We start from the raw sequence: 15367 nt of genomic DNA, 5'->3' as shown, positions 1-15367 counted from the left end.
AATCTTCGCTGGTGACATGGCCGCCCGGCGCCTAGCGTCGAGCACGCCATGACACGAATCGCATTTCTCGGACTAGGACGCATGGGCGTCCCGATGGCCGGGCGGCTGCTCGCCGCCGGCCACGAACTGACCGTATGGAACCGCACGCCCGCCAAGGCGGCACCGCTGGCGGAGGCCGGCGCCGCCGTCCGCGACACGCCCGCCGAGGCTGTTCGGCCGAGCGGGGCTCGCCGTTCGATCGGTGGCGGGCGGGGGCCGGAGGACGGCGCGGGATGCGACCTGGTGATCACGATGCTCACCGACGCGGACGCCGTCGAGGACGTGCTGTTCGGCCCCGGCGGAGCGGCCCCGGCCCTGGAGCCCGGCGCGGTGATCGCCGACATGTCGACGATCGGCCCGGACGCGGTCCGCCGCGTCCGGGCCCGGCTGCCGGAGGGCGTCGGCTACGTCGACGCACCCGTCTCCGGGAGCGTCCCGCAGGCGGAGGCCGGCGACCTGGTGATCCTCGCCGGCGGCACGGACACCGACCTGGCCCGCTGCGCCGGGGCCCTCGAAGCGCTCGGACGCGTCCGGCGCGTCGGCCCGCCCGGCTCGGGCGCCGCGCTCAAGCTGGTGGTGAACGGCGTGCTCGTCGCGAACTTCGCCGTCCTCGGCGAAGCCCTCGCCGTCGCAGACCGGCTGGGCGTGGACACCGATCCGGCCCTGGACGCGCTGTCCCGCCTCAGTCCGCAGGCCGGGCGGCTGAAGGAGGGCAGCGCCGCCGACCCGCCGCGCTTCACCCTCGCCCTGGCCGCCAAGGACCTCGCCCTCGCCTTGGACGGCACCCGCCCGGCCGGCGTCCTGTCCGCCGCCCAGGCCCGGACGGACGCCGCGCTCGACGCCGGGCTGGCGGACCACGACCTGATCACACTCGCAGACCACACCAGGAGGACGTCACAGATGCGCGTCACGCTCGGCAACCCCGCGACCGTCCCGCCGCCGCCCAACCCCGCCTACTCCCACACCGCGCACGTGACACAGGGCCCGATGCTGTACGTGTCCGGGCAGATCGCCCTGGACGAGAACGGCAAGGTGGACGCGCCGGGCGACATGACCCGCCAGTCGGAGGTGATCTTCTCCCTGCTGGAGCGGATCCTCGCCGCGCACGGGGCGGGCTTCGCGGACATCGTCAACATCCGGTCGTTCCTCACCGACCTCGACCTCCGCAGGGAGTACGGGGCCGTCCGCGCGCGGTACTTCACCGGCGCTCCCCCGACGAGCACGACCGTCGAGGTGCCCCGGCTGTTCCACCCCGACGCCCTCCTAGAGGTGGAGGTCGTCGCCGCCGTCCCCCGTTAGGCCCCCGGCCGCGTCGCGGAGGTCCCCGAGGAACGCGGTGACGGGCGGGGATCTGCGTGCGTGGCGCCCGACCGCCGCGTAGACCGACCGGCGCGGCTGGTCGGACGTCACGGCGCGCAGCACGACGCCGTCCCGCGACGCCGCCGACGCGGCCAGCGCCGGGACGAGCGTGACGCCGAACCCCTCCGCGACCAGGCCGAGCTTGGAGATCCACTCGGCGACCCGCAGCGGCGTTTGCGGGACGAACCCGGCGGCCTCGCAGCGGGCGCGCAGCGCCGCGATGGCCTCGGGGTCGTCGGCCACGATCCAGGGCTCGTCGGCGAGGTCGCCGAGCGGGACGCGGCGGCGGGCGGCGAGCCGGTGCCCGCTGGGCAGCGCGACCAGCAGCGCGTCGTCGGCCAGCGGCACCAGGTCCCCGGCGGCGATCGACGGGAGCTTGTGCGTGCTGACCACGGCGATGTCGAGGTCGCCGGCCTCCAGCATCGGCAGCAGCCGCTCGGTCGTCCCCTCGCGCAGCACCGGCCGGACGCCCGGATGGCGGGCCCGGAACCGGGCGAGCGCGCGGGGCACGAGCGCGGCGTTGGCGGTGGGGAACGCGCCGAGCCGCAGCGTCCCGGTGTCGAGGCGGCGCAGCCCGTCGAGCGCGCGGGCGGTGTCGGCGAGCCGGTCGAGGAGGCCGCGCGCGTGCGGCAGCAGGTACTCCCCGGCGGGGGTCGGGCGGACGCCGCGGGCGCCGCGGGCGAACAGTTCCACGCCGCAGACATCCTCCAACGCCGCGATCTGCCGGGAGACCGCCGACTGGGTGTAGCCCTCGGCGGCCGCGGCGGCGGTGAACGAGCCGAGGTCGGCGACGGCGACGAAGGTCCGCAGCAGAACGGGGTCGAGGGCTTCGGCGCGCACGCCCGCAGCATACGAGGGCCGCCCGATAGGGTCGGCCGCATGCCGGAGAGCCGCCCGTTCGTCAGCCTGGCGACCGACTTCGGCGCCGCCTACACCGCGATCTGCGCGGGGGTCGTCTACACGATCGCGCCGGCGGCGAACGTGCTCGTGCTCAGCGACGAGATCACCCCGTTCGGCGTCCGCGAGGGCGCGATGCTGCTCCGCCAGGCGCTCCCGTACCTTCCGGCCGGCGTCCACTTGGGGATCGTCGACCCGGGTGTCGGCACACAGCGCCGCCCGGTCGCGGTCGAGACGGGGCGCGGGGACGTGCTGGTCGGCCCGGACAACGGCCTGCTCGTCCCGGCCGCGGACAGGCTGGGCGGCGTCGTCCGGGCGCACGTCCTGGAGAATCCGGCGTACCGGCTGCCGGGCGTGTCGGCCTCGTTCCACGGGCGCGACATCTTCTCGCCCGCCGCCGGGCACATCGCCGCCGGCGTCGAGGTGTCCGATCTCGGGTCCCCGGCCGAGCCGCTGCCGCTGGACGTCCCGTCCCCGGTGGTGGGCGACGGGGAGCTGACGGTGCCGGTGCTCTACACCGACCGTTTCGGGAGCCTGATCCTGGGCGCCGAGCCGGAGGACCTGGCCGCCGCGTTCGGCCCCCTGCCGTACGGGACGCCCCTGGGGGTCGTGTGGACCGCTCCGGGTCCGGGCTCCGCGCGGGTCACGTTCGAGGAGACCTTCGGCGGCGTCTCCCCCGGCGAGCCCCTCGTGTGGGTCGACTCGTCGGGCTGGCTCGGTCTGGCGGTCAACCAGGGGTCGGCCGCCGTGGCGTTCGGCCTCGCGGGCACGGAGACCGTCACCCTGCACCGGCTGTAGGAGACTTGCCCCGTGGAAGATCTCGATGTGGTCGCCTGGATCCAGGTGTCGGGCGGACGGATGCTGGCCGTCCGCTCACGCGGCCGTGACCTGCTGTACCTCCCGGGCGGCAAGCGCGAGCCGGGCGAGGACGACTGGTCGGCCCTGTCGCGCGAGGTGCGGGAGGAACTGGACCTGGAGCTCGACCGGACGTCCTTCCGGGAGCTGGGCGTCATCCGTGCGCCCGCCCACGACCAGCCCGACTTCGCCCACGTCCGGATGGCGTGCTTCACCGCCGCCTATCGGGGCGCGATGGTCCCGGCGGGGGAGGTGGACGAATACGTCTACATAGGCCGCGCCGAACGCCACCTCCTCGCCCCCGCCGCGCAGGCGGCTCTCGACCTCGCCGCCGAAAACGGTCTGCTGGTCTGATCGGCACCGGCCGCCCGGAATCCGCGTCCCGAAGTACCCGGCAGCCCGCTGTTCGAGTTTCCATCCGGCGTTGAATGGCCCACTCGTCACCCCTCCCGAGGGTATGCGTTGATAGATCCACTAGGATGCCGCCGGTCGGGTCAGAAAGCACTTACGGGGGGGCCGTAATGTCGGAGGTCCATCACTTCTCCTACGGGCTGGTCACACCGGTGCCCGCCTACCTCATGTCGTTCATCGGCTCGCTCCTCGGCCTGCTGTGCACGGCCCGCGCACGGGCCTCCACCGGCCGCTCACGCGCCTCCTGGCTGGCCCTCGCGGCGCTGGCCATCGGCGGCACCGGCATCTGGGTGATGCACTTCATCGCGATGCTCGGCTTCACCATCGAGGACCACGAGATCCGCTACGACGTGCCGCTCACGCTGCTGAGCTGCGCGACCTCCATCGCGGTCGTCGCGATCGGGCTGTTCATCGTCGGCTTCGGCGGCATCCGCATGCCCGTGATCATCACCGGCGGCGTCATCATGGGCGCCGGCGTGGCGAGCATGCACTACACCGGCATGACCGCGATGAACATGGCGGGGCACATCGGTTACCGGCCCGCCATCGTCGCGCTGTCGGTGCTGATCGCGCTGGTGGCGGCGACCGCTGCGCTCTGGTTCAGCATCCGCGTGAAGGGCATGTGGGCGGCCGTCGGCGCCGCCGCGATCATGGGGGTCGCGGTGACCGGCATGCACTACACGGGCATGGCGGCCATGCGGATCACCATGCACGAGGGCATGCCGGACCCCACCGGCGCCCGCCCCGCCGACTTCCTGCTGCCGCTCATGGGCGGCGTCGGCGGTGTGTCGATCATCCTGCTGATCATCATCGCGATGGCGCCGAGCGAGGAGGAGATGCGGGTCGAGGCCGCGATGCAGGAACGCATCCGCTCGCGGCAGCAGGCGGAGACGCCGGGCACGCCGCCGGCGGAGCCCGCCGCGCCCCCGCGGAGCCGGTCCGCCGGCGAATGGTTCGACGGCGGACCGGGCCACTGACGCCGCCGCCCCGGCCGTACGCCCCTTAGACGGACTCAGGGTCGACCCCTACGCCCGGGGCGGTACCGGGAGCAGGGGGCGGTGGGCGGCGCGCCGTAGAGCGGGTGTCTCTCAGCGGCCGATGCCCGGGCCCATGCCGTACACGCAGCATGATCGGCATGACGAACACGACGCAGACCCTCACCCGCCCCGAGTCCCCCGTCCACGCCGGCCCGCCGAAGCTGTCCCCGACGCAGCTGCGCGCCGCCCAGATCGAGACCCTCGAAAGCCCGCGGCTGAAGTACGGGCTGCTGGCCCGGATGCTGTTCAAGCAGATGGACCTCGTCTACGGCCGCAAGGGTACGCTCGTGAAGTTCGCGATGCTGGAGTTCATCGCCCGCGTCCCCTACCAGGCGTGGGAGCGGATGGGCTACTTCTCCCTGTCGCGGCACCGCCACCGCTCGGCGCTCGCCAAGCGCGTCTACGAGCGGATCGTGGAGACCCGCGAAGAGCAGGACAACGAGCAGTGGCACCTGCTCATCCTCCAGGACCTCGTCCAGCGCGACGGTCTGAAGCAGTCCTTCGTGCTGCACCGGCTGGCGCCGTGGCTCGTGGCGTTCTTCTACTACCACGTGTCGTGGCTGCTGTTCCTGGTGCGGCCCGAGCTGAGCTACCGGCTCAACGCCGACTTCGAGGACCACGCCGAGCACGAGTACATGTCGTACGTGGCCGAGCACCCGGAGCTGGAGTACGTGCCCGCGCCCACGACGTACGCCGCCGAGTACGGGGAGTACGGCTCGGTCGCCGACCTGCTGCGCCAGATCGGGCACGACGAGCGGATCCACAAGCTCGACAGCCTGGTGAACATGCGGGCACCCCGCTTCCAGGACGCGCCCGCCCCAAAGGTCGTCAGTTAATTGACTGTCAGAGCGAAGCTGCCTAACGTCGGCCCCCTGCTCTGAGAGCGAGGCCATCGTGACGAAGCTCGACCGTCCCGCCCTGCCGGCCGTCACCGTCCTGGTCCGCAACCCCTACGGCGAGCCGGTGTTCCGCTCGGTGCCGGTGACGCCGTACCTGCGGGCCGGGATGACGGTCGTGCTTCAGCACTGCCGGATCGGCCTGGTCGCCACCAGCCAGACGTTCAAGGCCGGGCACCGGATCAGGGTGCAGGTCGCCTCGTCCGACTTCCCGCGGTTCGACCGCCATCCGGCGATGACCCGTGCCGAGCAGACCGTCTTCCACGACGCCGCCCGCCCGTCCTGGATCACCCTCCCGATCATGCCCCGGATGAACACTTAAGCGATCCTTTGACTATCACCCTCGTCCAGAGACATGGTTAAGGCGTCGGTCGCCGACCCGTCCGGGAACACGATCACTTTCAACGAGAAACCGTCCACCTGAGCGCGGGCGTCAGGACGCGGCGAGCGCGATGCCGCTGCCGACGCCCAGCGCCACGGACAAGGCCGCCGCCGCGACGGCGACCGCGGAGGCGCCGCGCGCCGGACGCGGCGGCGGGCCGTCCCGGCGTCCGAACAGCGGGACGATCCACCGCAGGTAGTAGAAGACGCTCGCGACGGTGTTGACGGCGGCGACCACGGCGAGCCACGTGTAACCGCCGTCGAGGGCGGCGCCGAACATCAGGACCTTCCCGACGAACACGGCGGTCGGCGGCGTCCCGATGAAGCCGAGCAGGCAGATGACCAGCGAGAGGCCCACGAGCGGCGACCCGCGCAGGAGACCCGTGTACGCCGCCAGGCCGTCGCGTCCGGTGGCGAGGACGACGGCGAACGCGCCCACGTTCGTCACCGCGTATGCGGCGACGTAGAACAGCAGCGCGGGCTGCGCCAGGTCCGTCCGTCCCACCATGGCGACCGGGATCAGCAGGTAGCCCGCCTGGCTGACGGTCGAGTACGCCAGCAGCCTCCGGACGTTGTCCTGCCCGAACGCGGCGAGGTTGCCGAGCGTCATCGTGGCCGCGGCGATCACGGCGACGAGCGCGGGCCACCCGGCGGCGCCCGGCGGGAGCGCCTCGGCGCCGATCCGGTAGAGGGCGGCGAAGGCGCCGATCTTGGGGACGGTCGTGACGAAAGCGGCCACGGCCGGCGGCGCGCCCTCGGTCACGTCCGGGACCCAGAAGTGCCCGGGGACGGCGCCCGCCTTGAACAGCAGCCCGGCGAGCAGCGCGACGACGCCCGCCGCGACCGCCGCCCGCGGGGCCTCCGCGAGGCCCGCCCGCAGCACCGGATACGCCGAGCCGCGCCCGACCCCGGACAGCAGCGTCACACCGGCGAGCATCAGGACGCCGAGCAGCGCGCCCATCAGGTAGTACTTCAGCGCCGCCTCGGTGCCGGGCGCGTCCTTGCCGAACCCGGCGAGCGCGTACGCGGGGATGCTCGCCAGCAGGTACGCGGCGACCAGGACGAGGAGGTCGGACGACGCGCCGAGCACCACCGTCCCGAGCGCCGAGAACAGGATCAGGACGTAGTGCTCGCTCTCACGCGGATGGCCGCGCACCGGCCCGGCGGCGAGGGCGATGACGAGAAGCGTCGAGCCGAGGACGGCGATCCGGGTGACGTGCGTGATCGGGTCGATGTGGAACGCGCCGAACGCCGTCAGGTCGGGACGGGCCGCGGCGACAGCCGCGACGGCCAGCCCCGCGGCGAGCCCCGCCGCGCAGATCACCGCGACCCGCCACTGCCGCCCGCGGGGCAGGAACAGCCCGTTGACCAGGCCGAGCACGGCGGCGATGAGGACGCACAGCTCGGGCGCCAGGTCGGCCGGGTTGTCGTTCATCACCGGCCCACCAGCCCGATGATCGACGCCGACAGCGGCTCGATCGTGTCGAGCAGGACGCGCGGCGCCACGCCGATGAGCAGCGACAGCGCCAGCAGCGGGACGAGCGCGGCGATCTCGGGCCGCCGCACGTCCGTGACCCGGGACGTCAGTTCACCGGGCGGGCCGGTGACGACCTTGTGCAGCACGCGCAGGAACAGCCCGGCCGTGATGAGGATCCCGAGGACGGCGAGCGCACCGGTCACCGCCGTCACCGTGCTGCCGCTGCCGATCGTCCCGGCGAAGATCTGGAACTCGGCGATGAACCCCGACAGGCCGGGCAGCCCGAGCGACGCGAACGCGGCGACGGCGATGAGGCCGGAGTAGACGGGCGCGGCGCGCGCGATGCCGCCGAACCGTCCGATGTCGTAGCTGCCCGCCCGGTCGTAGAGGACCCCGCACAGCAGGAACAGCGCGCCGGTCACCAGACCGTGGCTGACCATCTGCGTGACCGCCCCCGTCACGGCGAGCCGCCGGGCGTCGGCGTCGCCCGCCGCGTATCCGGCGGCGCCGAGCGCCAGGACGATGTACCCCATGTGGTTGACGGACGTGTACGCGACGAGCCGCTTGACGTTGTCCTGGGCGAGCGCGACGAGCGCCCCGTACAGGACGCTGACCAGCCCGACGATCAGCACCACGAGGGCGTAGCGGCGCCAGGCGTCCGGCAGCATCGGCATCGCGATCCGGACGAGCCCGTACGTGCCCATCTTCAGCATGACCCCGGCGAGGATCGCCGACCCGGCGGCGGGCGCGTCGGTGTGCGCGGGCGGCAGCCAGGTGTGGAACGGGACGACCGGCGTCTTGATCCCGAGTCCGATCCCGACGGCGAGGAGCGTCAGCCCGGCCAGCCCCGGTGACGCCTCCAGCGGCGGCGTGCGGGTCAGCTCGACCATGTCGAACGTGTGGGGGTCGGCGCCCAGGTAGAGGCCGATGAACCCCAGCAGGAGGACGAGCGACCCCAGGAACGTGTAGAGGAAGAACTTCAGCGCCGACCGCGCCCCGTCCTCGTGCCCCCACAGCAGGATCACGAAGTACATGCCGACGATCGACAGGTCGAAGAAGACGAAGAACAGCAGCAGGTCGAGGGCCGCGAACAGCCCCAGGCAGACCGTCTCCAGGAACAGGAAGAGGGCCGCGAACGCCCGGACGCGGTCGGTGTGCCGCAGCGAGTACACCGCGCACGCGGCGAACAGGACGGCGGTCAGGGTCAGGAGCGGCAGCGACAGCCCGTCCACGCCGACGTGGTAACCGGCGCGGACCGACGGGATCCACCGCACGTTCGTCTCGAACGAGACCCCGCCGCCCGTCCCGTGCGCGATCCACATCGCCACGATCAGCGCCAGCTCGGCGACGGTGACGCCGATCCACGTCCACGGCGCCGCGCGCCGCGGGACGACCGGAACCACGAGCGCGGCGGCCAGCGGGAGGAAGATCACCAATGTGAGCATGGGTCACCCGGCCAGGACGGCGACGACGACGAGGACCACGAGCACCACGGCGGCCTGCGCGTAGTACGTGTGAAGCTGCCCGGTCTGCGGGCGCCGGGCCAGTGCCGCGAGCCCCCGGGCGGCGCGTCCGACGACGGTGACCAGGCCGTCCACGCGGAACTCGACGCGGCGACCCGCCAGCCCGGCCGTCCACCGCCCGCCCCGCGCGACGCCCCGCACGGCGCCGTCGACGACCTGATCGTCGAACCGCGCCAGCGCCCGCGCAACGGCGAACACGGGACGAACCGCCCCGGCGACGGCGGCCCGTTCCAGATAGAGCCAGTTCGCGGCCCAGGCCGGTTCCGGAACCCGCCGGACCGCCACGACCACGCCCACCGTGACCACCGCGAGCACCCCGGAGAGGACGGCTTCCCAGACATGCGGCTTCACTCCCGTCGGAAGACCCGCGACCCCGAGCGCACACGCGGCGCCGGCCAGCACGACCAGCGGAACGCGTTGGGACCAAGGCACCCGCGCGACCTGGCCCTCGGCCGGACGCACCACCATGAGCAGCGCCTTCGCGGCATACGCGGCCGAGAGCACGGAGGCGGCGAACCCCACGGCCAGAAGGCCCTCCGACCGGGCACCCGCCACGGTCAGCACCTCGTCTTTGGTGACCCACAACGACAGCGGCGGGACACCGGCCAGCGCAAGCGCGCCCGCCCCGAACGTGGCCTTGACCAGCCGTCCCGTCCGCTGCGCGCTCAGCCACAGCCCCGCGCACAGGAACAGCAGGCTCTTCACCGCGGCGTGCGCGACCAGATGCGCCGCCCCCGCGCCCGCCGAACCGGCCCCGGCGGCCAGCACCATGAATCCGATCTGCGCACACGTGGACGCGGCGAGAAGCTGCTTCAGCTCCCGCTGTGCGAGCGCCACCGCACCCAGCACCAGCGCGGTCAGCGCACCCGCCCAGCACACCACCGTGTCGGCCCAGCCGGTGGCGTCGAGGAGGGGATGAAGGCGCATCAGCAGATAGGCGCCGGCGGCGACCATCGTCGCCGAGTGCAGCAACGCCGACACCGGACTCGGTCCCGCCATGGCCCGCGACAGCCAGAACGAGAACGGAAGCTGCGCCGACTTGCCCAGCGCCGACACCACGACACCGGCGGCTATCAGATCCCGCCAAGGCGCGTCGGCCTGCGCCAGCGCGTCGAACTCCAGCGAATGCGCTCCGGCGACCGCGAAACCCGCCGCCGCGTAGAGGCCCATGTCGGCGGCCCGGGTGGTGAGGAACGCGACGTCCGCCGAACGGACCCGTTCCACGTCCGACCACACGTAGCCGATGAGCGCGTACGACATCGCGCCCATGACCTCCCAGCCCATGAGCAGCAGCAGGAGGTCGGTCGCGGTGACCGTGACCAGCATCGCCACCGCGAACAGCAGCATCAGGACGTAGAACCGGGCGCCGTACCCCTCGCCCGCCGCATACATGAGCACCGCGACCAGGACGGCGGCCAGGGTCACGACGAGAACGGCGGACAGCCCGTCCATCGCCAGCCCGCCCGGCCACCCCGGCAGCAGCGAGAAGTTCCACCCTGGTTCCTGTGGAGGGACGGCCCCCCACACCCCCCGGTTCGCTCCGCTCATCCCCGGAGATCCCCCGCATCATCGGTGAGGTCCACGTCGCGGGCCCTGAAGAGCGCGGTGACGACGGCGAAGCCCATGGCCATCTCCAGCGCCATCACGGTGATGGCGACCAGCACGAGGACCTGCCCGTCGGCGGAGCCCGGCGACACCCAGTACCAGAACCCGGCCCCCGCGACGATGATCCCGTTGATCATGAGTTCGAGGCCCATCATCAGCATCACGATCGACTGCTGCGACAGGGCGCCGAACAGCCCCACGCAGAACAGCGCGGCGGCGAGGAGCAGGAACGTCTCAAGCGTCAAGACGCGCCGTCCCGGTCATAGCGTCCCCGGTGCGTGGCCAGCACGACGGTCGCGATCATGGTGGCCAGGATGGCGATGCCGATCACCATCATGACCAGCATCTTCGGCCCCATGATCGACTCACCGAGCGCGAACGTCGGATCGCCCGGCGGACGCCCCGCCCGCCTCGGCCACGGAATCGCGAAGATCCCCGCGGCCAGGGCGGCGAACGCGGCGCCCGAGATGGCGAACGCGCCGCGCTTGTTGTGCAGCATCGTCATCGGCATCAGCCCCGCCGGATTCATCATGTACATGACCATGAAGACGACCATCACCAGCATCTCCATGATCATCATCAGGATCACCAGGACGCCGAGGTAGTGCAGGTCGATCAGCAGCAGCTCCGCGCCGACGCACAGGAACAAGGCGAGCAGCGCGAACGTCGCCCGCGCCATCGAGTCGACGACGAACACCGCGACACCGGACCCGACGGCGGCGACGGCGAGCACCCAGAACGCGACGGCCTCCACGATTCACCTCCTCATACGACGACGAGCCCGACGACGAGCATCTGCAGCAGCGTGGCCGGGATCAGCACCGTCCACGCCGCCGTCATGAAGCGGTCCATGCGCACGACGGGCAGCCGGTGCCGCGTCCACACCAGGAAGGCGAGCACCGCGGCGGTCTTCACCAGCGACCACGCCCACCCCGGCAGCAGCGGCCCCGAACCACCGCCCAGGAACAGCGGGACGGCGACGGCCGCCGACACCGTGAGCAGCCCGTACCGTCCCGCCAGGAAGACGAGCCGGTCGGGCCCGGACAGTTCCAGCGCCGCTCCCCCTGCCAGATCCCCGCCCAGGGGATGCCCGAACGGCCCCCAGAACGCCATCGCGAGCGCGGACACCAGGTAGACGACGAACGCGACCGGCATCCAGACCGCGAACCACAGCCCGTCCTGCGCCTCCCCGATCACCCGCAGATCCAAGGAGTGCGCGGCGAGCGCCGCCGTGATGAGCGCGAACATGTGCGGCAGTTCGTACGCGAGCCCCTGTGCGATGAACCGGTAGCCGCCGACCAGCGCGAACGCGGAGTTGACACCCCAGCCGGCCAGCCACACCGACGCCCAGGCCACGACCTCCATCGCGTTGAACCAGACGAGACCGACCGGCGCGTCCACCGCCACGTGGCCGCCGAACGGCACCACCAGTGCCGCGAGCGCCGCCGCCACCGGCAGCGAGATCACCCCGATCCTGGTCAGCAGCCGGTCCGCCCTGGCGGTGACGCGCCGCTGCATGGTCAGCAGCCGCGCCACCTCGCGGAACGGCTCGGCCGGACGATGTCCCGCGAACGCCGCGTTCAGCGACGCCGCCGCCACCGCCAGCACACCCAGGACGAGCACCTCAGCCATCGGCGGCCGTCCCGAGGTCCGGGTCGAGGCTCGCCACGATCAGCCGCGCCTCGGCCAGTTCGGCCCCTTCCAGCAGCGACGGCAGCACCGCCAGCGACTCGTCCCAGGGTTCACGCGTCCGCGCCGCCTCGCCGTCGAGTGCGGCGCCGATCTCCCGCAACCACCCGTCGAGCCGGTCCTTCACCTCGCCGCGCGTCATCCACCGCAGGGTCCGCGACCGTCCGACCCTCCGCGCGAAGGGCGCGAACCTCTTCGCGAGCACATCGTCCGGAACCCCGCCCAGCGCCTCGTCGCGCAGCACGGCCGCGCGCTCGCCCGCCGCGTCCCAGCCCGCCACGCGCAGCAGCCTGGAGACGCTGTCGAGACGGGACGCCGCCCGCCGTCCCTCGTTCCAGAACCCGCCGTCCGCGGTGTCGATGGCGGTGACCTCCGCGGCCTGGACGACGTCGCCCTGCAACGTCAGGTCGACCCGTAGCCCGGCGGGCCAGTTCGCCAGGACGGGTCCGAGCGGGACATGCAGGACGTCCAGCCGCAGCCCGTCCCGGTCGTCCCCCCGATCGGCCATGTGGACGTCGTCCAGATCCAAGGCGGGCCGCGAACCACCGGCGACGCCCTCCAGGTCGGCGGTCGCCCGGACGCGCGGCTCGGGCATGTCCCGCCACACGGTCTCGATGGCGTCCGCCAGTTCCGCCCCCGGATGCCCGCAGACGACGAGCATCCCCGTCTCCGCGGGCGAAAGCGCAGGACGCCACCCACGCGAACGCATCTCCGCCTCGACCGCGAGCCGGTCGCGCGTCCCGTCCGCCGCCGGCACCACGAACGGACGCGGCGTCGCGAACCGTCTCAGACCCACCGCAGCGCCCCTTCCCGCCACGCGTACAGGACACCGACCAGGATCAACGCGAGGAAGAGGAACATCTCCACGACCGCCTTCACGCCCACGGACGCGACGACGAGCGCCCACGGATACATGAAGACCATCTCCATGTCGAAGGCGAGGAAGACCATCGACACCGTGTACCAGCGCACGTGGTACCGCGAGAGCGCATGCTCGGCGGGACGCGCCCCGCCCAGGAACGGCCCTGCCTCGAAACTCCGGGGCGCCATCGCGAACGAGACGGCGTAGACGCCGGCGATGAGCGCCGTCACCAGCCCGATCACCGAGAGGGCGGCGGCGTACGGCGGCATCGCCCCTCCCGGATCCCGGCGATCTGGCTAGTTGGTCTCTACCTGATCAGCGCATCCGGAAACCTCGGCTCAGCCGTGCCCTCCGTGCCCGCTGGTTCCGCCGGTTTCGCCGTGCCGCTGCCGGTCGGCGGCCGCGGCGCCGAGGATCATCTCGTCCACGACCCAGCGGGCCTCCGGGGACAGGTCGACGAGGGCGCGCAGCACCTCGGGCCGGATGACGCCGTGCTCCATGTCGCGGCGCAGCGCCTTGAGCGTGAGGTCGTCGCCGATGGGGCCGGACTCGCTGGGGAACCCGAAGAACCCGATCGGCACACCGAAGAACGTGGCGAGTGCCGTGAGGGTTTTGAGCTGCGGGTTCTCCTGCCGTCCCGTGCGCAGTTTCCACACGGTGGTGGAGGAGATGTCCTCGCCGGTGGTGCGGGCGATGGCGGCGGCCGTCTCCACGTTGTTGCGCGGCGGCCCGGTGTCGGCCGGCCACAGGTTCCGGATCAGCCACTCGACCTTCTCGGCCAGCGTCGCCCCCGGCGACACCTCGTGCATGCGATCGCGCATCGTTCTCCTCCCGCCGACCTCAGTGACTTTAGTTGACCACGGTCGTGCTGACCGGCCAATGACACACGCCCCTCCGAAAGTCGTGAGACCTGCGACTTCGTGCGCTGCCGCGCGGCCCGTCCCGTCCGGTCCAATCGGGGACGACGGAAAGGGGCACGCACGTGACAGAGTTCGCCGCACGAGCCGAGGGCGTGTGCAAGACGTACGGGACGGGCGACGCCCGCGTGACCGCACTGGACGGCGTCACCGCCCGCATCCCCCGAGGGCGGTTCACGGCCGTGATGGGCCCGTCCGGCTCCGGCAAGTCGACGCTCATGCACGTGATGGCGGGGCTCGACTCCGCCGACGCCGGCCGCGTCCACATCGGCGACGCCGACATCACCGGCCTGGACGACCGCGCCCTCACCAGGCTCCGCCGCGACCGCGTCGGCTTCGTGTTCCAGGCGTTCAACCTCGTCCCGACGCTGACCGCGCTGGAGAACGTCACGCTGCCCGCCGACATCGCCGGCCGGCGGCTCGACCCGGCCTGGCTGGACGAGGTGATCGACACGGTCGGCCTCGGAGACCGGCTCTCGCACCGCCCGTCCGAACTGTCGGGCGGCCAGCAGCAGCGCGTGGCCTGCGCCCGCGCCCTCGCCGGACGCCCCGAGATCATCTTCGCGGACGAGCCGACCGGCAACCTCGACTCCCGCTCCGGCGCCGGGATCCTGGGGTTCCTGCGCCGCTGCGTGGACGAGATGGGCCAGACGATCGTCATGGTCACCCACGACCCGTCCGCCGCCGCCCGCGCCGACGAGGTCATCACGCTCACCGACGGCCGCATCGTCGACCACCGGGACCAGACGCCTCCTCCCTCTCAGGTCGCGGGTCCTCCTCCTCTGCGATGAACTTTGCCAAGAAACGTTGCAAAGGCCCTTTGCAACTTCTAGCGTCCTGGGCATGAAGGAACAGCCGGCGCCCCGGGCGATCACCGATCCGCAGCAGGTGCGTCTGCTCGCGCACCCGCTGCGGCGGCGGATCGCCGAGATCCTGCGGCGCGGTCCCGTCTCGTCCACGACCCTCGCCCGCGAACTCGGGCAGAGCACCGGCTCGACGAGCTACCATCTGCGGCAGCTCGCCAAGCACGGGTTCGTCGAGGAGGTGCCGGAGCTGGCGCGCGGGCGGGAGCGCTGGTGGCGGGCGGTGCCCGCCGACCGGCGGCTCCCCCCGTACAGCGAGCAGTCGCCGCCGATGCGCGAGGCCGTGGAGGACCTGACCCGCCTGGAGCTCGCGAACGAACTCGACGCGCTCACGCGCTTCCAGGAGCAGCGCGACGGGATGGGCCCGTGGGCGGACGCCCTGCTCTTCTCGTTCTCCACCATCACGCTGACGCCCGAGCAGGTACGTCCCTTCTTCGAGGAGTACATCGCGCTCCTCTACCGCTACAAGCACGCCGACGACGACCCGCCGCCGGACGCGCGCACCCTCCACGCCAGGTTCCTGGCGTTCCCGGAGGTCTAGAGCCCGGACCGCCGA

Annotated in this window: 18 protein-coding genes; 8 read left to right on the top strand and 10 right to left on the bottom strand. The window is 72.4% G+C overall.

The annotated features are described in order from the left end of the window. The first annotated feature begins 48 nt into the window (after window positions 1-48). Window positions 49-1338 (top strand): NAD(P)-binding domain-containing protein, encoded by a 1290-nt coding sequence (locus ACTWPP_RS31930; RefSeq protein WP_443108106.1) that lies wholly within the window; start codon window positions 49-51, stop codon window positions 1336-1338. On the opposite strand, the gene ACTWPP_RS31925 is transcribed toward ACTWPP_RS31930, so the two are convergent. Then, window positions 1303-2238: a LysR family transcriptional regulator gene (locus ACTWPP_RS31925; protein ID WP_443108105.1), complete on the bottom strand. Its 936-nt coding sequence runs from the start codon at window positions 2236-2238 to the stop codon at window positions 1303-1305. The genes ACTWPP_RS31930 and ACTWPP_RS31925 overlap by 36 nt on opposite strands. 39 nt (window positions 2239-2277) lie before the next feature. Here ACTWPP_RS31925 and ACTWPP_RS31920 point away from each other — a divergent pair, with 39 nt between their 5' ends. The 5 genes from ACTWPP_RS31920 (at window position 2278) to ACTWPP_RS31900 (ending at window position 5816) form a co-directional block, all read left to right on the top strand. Beyond that, the gene (locus ACTWPP_RS31920) at window positions 2278-3093 is read left to right on the top strand and encodes an SAM hydrolase/SAM-dependent halogenase family protein (RefSeq protein ID WP_443108104.1); all 816 of its coding nucleotides are present in this window, start codon (window positions 2278-2280) and stop codon (window positions 3091-3093) included. A gap of 12 nt (window positions 3094-3105) precedes the next feature. Beyond that, entirely contained in the window at window positions 3106-3504 is a 399-nt protein-coding gene (locus ACTWPP_RS31915; protein WP_443108103.1) for an NUDIX hydrolase, read from the top strand. 167 nt (window positions 3505-3671) lie between these two features. Continuing rightward, a complete protein-coding gene (locus tag ACTWPP_RS31910) occupies window positions 3672-4538 on the top strand; it encodes an MHYT domain-containing protein (RefSeq protein ID WP_443108102.1) in 867 nt (288 codons plus the stop codon). A 158-nt stretch (window positions 4539-4696) separates the two neighbouring features. Beyond that, window positions 4697-5434 carry an alternative oxidase gene (locus ACTWPP_RS31905; protein ID WP_443108101.1) on the top strand — a complete coding sequence of 246 codons (738 nt, stop codon included), beginning with the start codon at window positions 4697-4699 and terminating at the stop codon, window positions 5432-5434. A 58-nt stretch (window positions 5435-5492) separates the two neighbouring features. Then, a complete protein-coding gene (locus tag ACTWPP_RS31900; RefSeq protein ID WP_443108100.1) occupies window positions 5493-5816 on the top strand; it encodes a CocE/NonD family hydrolase C-terminal non-catalytic domain-containing protein in 324 nt (107 codons plus the stop codon). 111 nt (window positions 5817-5927) lie between these two features. Here the strand turns inward: ACTWPP_RS31900 and ACTWPP_RS31895 are convergent, their stop codons facing one another. The 9 genes from ACTWPP_RS31895 to ACTWPP_RS31855 form a co-directional block, all read right to left on the bottom strand. Then, window positions 5928-7310 (bottom strand): NADH-quinone oxidoreductase subunit N, encoded by a 1383-nt coding sequence (locus ACTWPP_RS31895; RefSeq protein ID WP_443108099.1) that lies wholly within the window; start codon window positions 7308-7310, stop codon window positions 5928-5930. Continuing rightward, on the bottom strand, window positions 7310-8797 hold the full coding sequence (locus tag ACTWPP_RS31890) for a complex I subunit 4 family protein (RefSeq protein ID WP_443108098.1): 1488 nt from the start codon (window positions 8795-8797) through the stop codon (window positions 7310-7312). The genes ACTWPP_RS31895 and ACTWPP_RS31890 overlap by 1 nt, the downstream gene beginning before the upstream one ends. Window positions 8798-8800: 3 nt before the next feature. Further along, window positions 8801-10423, bottom strand: a complete 1623-nt coding sequence (locus ACTWPP_RS31885; RefSeq protein ID WP_443108097.1) for an NADH-quinone oxidoreductase subunit 5 family protein — start codon at window positions 10421-10423, stop codon at window positions 8801-8803. Beyond that, a complete protein-coding gene (nuoK, locus tag ACTWPP_RS31880) occupies window positions 10420-10725 on the bottom strand; it encodes an NADH-quinone oxidoreductase subunit NuoK (RefSeq protein ID WP_443108096.1) in 306 nt (101 codons plus the stop codon). The genes ACTWPP_RS31885 and nuoK overlap by 4 nt, the downstream gene beginning before the upstream one ends. Further along, entirely contained in the window at window positions 10722-11234 is a 513-nt protein-coding gene (locus ACTWPP_RS31875) for an NADH-quinone oxidoreductase subunit J (protein ID WP_443108095.1), read from the bottom strand. The genes nuoK and ACTWPP_RS31875 overlap by 4 nt, the downstream gene beginning before the upstream one ends. Before the next feature lie 11 nt (window positions 11235-11245). After that, entirely contained in the window at window positions 11246-12112 is an 867-nt protein-coding gene (locus ACTWPP_RS31870) for an NADH-quinone oxidoreductase subunit H (protein ID WP_443108094.1), read from the bottom strand. Continuing rightward, window positions 12105-12965 (bottom strand): hypothetical protein, encoded by an 861-nt coding sequence (locus ACTWPP_RS31865; RefSeq protein ID WP_443108093.1) that lies wholly within the window; start codon window positions 12963-12965, stop codon window positions 12105-12107. The genes ACTWPP_RS31870 and ACTWPP_RS31865 overlap by 8 nt, the downstream gene beginning before the upstream one ends. Continuing rightward, window positions 12956-13300 carry an NADH-quinone oxidoreductase subunit A gene (locus tag ACTWPP_RS31860; RefSeq protein WP_443108092.1) on the bottom strand — a complete coding sequence of 115 codons (345 nt, stop codon included), beginning with the start codon at window positions 13298-13300 and terminating at the stop codon, window positions 12956-12958. Before ACTWPP_RS31860 ends, ACTWPP_RS31865 begins: the two co-directional genes overlap by 10 nt. 69 nt (window positions 13301-13369) lie before the next feature. Then, a complete protein-coding gene (locus tag ACTWPP_RS31855) occupies window positions 13370-13852 on the bottom strand; it encodes a hypothetical protein (protein WP_443108091.1) in 483 nt (160 codons plus the stop codon). Window positions 13853-14013: 161 nt separating this feature from the next. Here ACTWPP_RS31855 and ACTWPP_RS31850 point away from each other — a divergent pair, with 161 nt between their 5' ends. Then, a complete protein-coding gene (locus ACTWPP_RS31850) occupies window positions 14014-14739 on the top strand; it encodes an ABC transporter ATP-binding protein (protein WP_443108090.1) in 726 nt (241 codons plus the stop codon). Window positions 14740-14791: 52 nt separating this feature from the next. Further along, window positions 14792-15352, top strand: a complete 561-nt coding sequence (locus ACTWPP_RS31845; RefSeq protein WP_443108089.1) for an ArsR/SmtB family transcription factor — start codon at window positions 14792-14794, stop codon at window positions 15350-15352. Window positions 15353-15367 lie beyond the last annotated feature (15 nt).

Source organism: Actinomadura sp. 3N407 (assembly GCF_052245875.1).
GTDB lineage: Bacteria > Actinomycetota > Actinomycetes > Streptosporangiales > Streptosporangiaceae > Spirillospora.
This window is presented reverse-complemented; position numbering and strand designations above follow the sequence as displayed.

Bases quoted from the DNA above. Each gene is read 5' to 3' on its own strand.
- ACTWPP_RS31930 (WP_443108106.1), top strand. From the start codon at position 49: ATGACACGAATCGCATTTCTCGGACTAGGACGCATGGGCGTCCCGATG.
- ACTWPP_RS31920 (WP_443108104.1), top strand. From the start codon at position 2,278: ATGCCGGAGAGCCGCCCGTTCGTCAGCCTGGCGACCGACTTCGGCGCC.
- ACTWPP_RS31910 (WP_443108102.1), top strand. From the start codon at position 3,672: ATGTCGGAGGTCCATCACTTCTCCTACGGGCTGGTCACACCGGTGCCC.
- ACTWPP_RS31905 (WP_443108101.1), top strand. From the start codon at position 4,697: ATGACGAACACGACGCAGACCCTCACCCGCCCCGAGTCCCCCGTCCAC.
- ACTWPP_RS31895 (WP_443108099.1), bottom strand. From the start codon at position 7,310: ATGAACGACAACCCGGCCGACCTGGCGCCCGAGCTGTGCGTCCTCATC.
- ACTWPP_RS31890 (WP_443108098.1), bottom strand. From the start codon at position 8,797: ATGCTCACATTGGTGATCTTCCTCCCGCTGGCCGCCGCGCTCGTGGTT.
- ACTWPP_RS31885 (WP_443108097.1), bottom strand. From the start codon at position 10,423: ATGAGCGGAGCGAACCGGGGGGTGTGGGGGGCCGTCCCTCCACAGGAA.
- ACTWPP_RS31870 (WP_443108094.1), bottom strand. From the start codon at position 12,112: ATGGCTGAGGTGCTCGTCCTGGGTGTGCTGGCGGTGGCGGCGGCGTCG.
- ACTWPP_RS31860 (WP_443108092.1), bottom strand. From the start codon at position 13,300: ATGCCGCCGTACGCCGCCGCCCTCTCGGTGATCGGGCTGGTGACGGCG.
- ACTWPP_RS31855 (WP_443108091.1), bottom strand. From the start codon at position 13,852: ATGCGCGATCGCATGCACGAGGTGTCGCCGGGGGCGACGCTGGCCGAG.
- ACTWPP_RS31845 (WP_443108089.1), top strand. From the start codon at position 14,792: ATGAAGGAACAGCCGGCGCCCCGGGCGATCACCGATCCGCAGCAGGTG.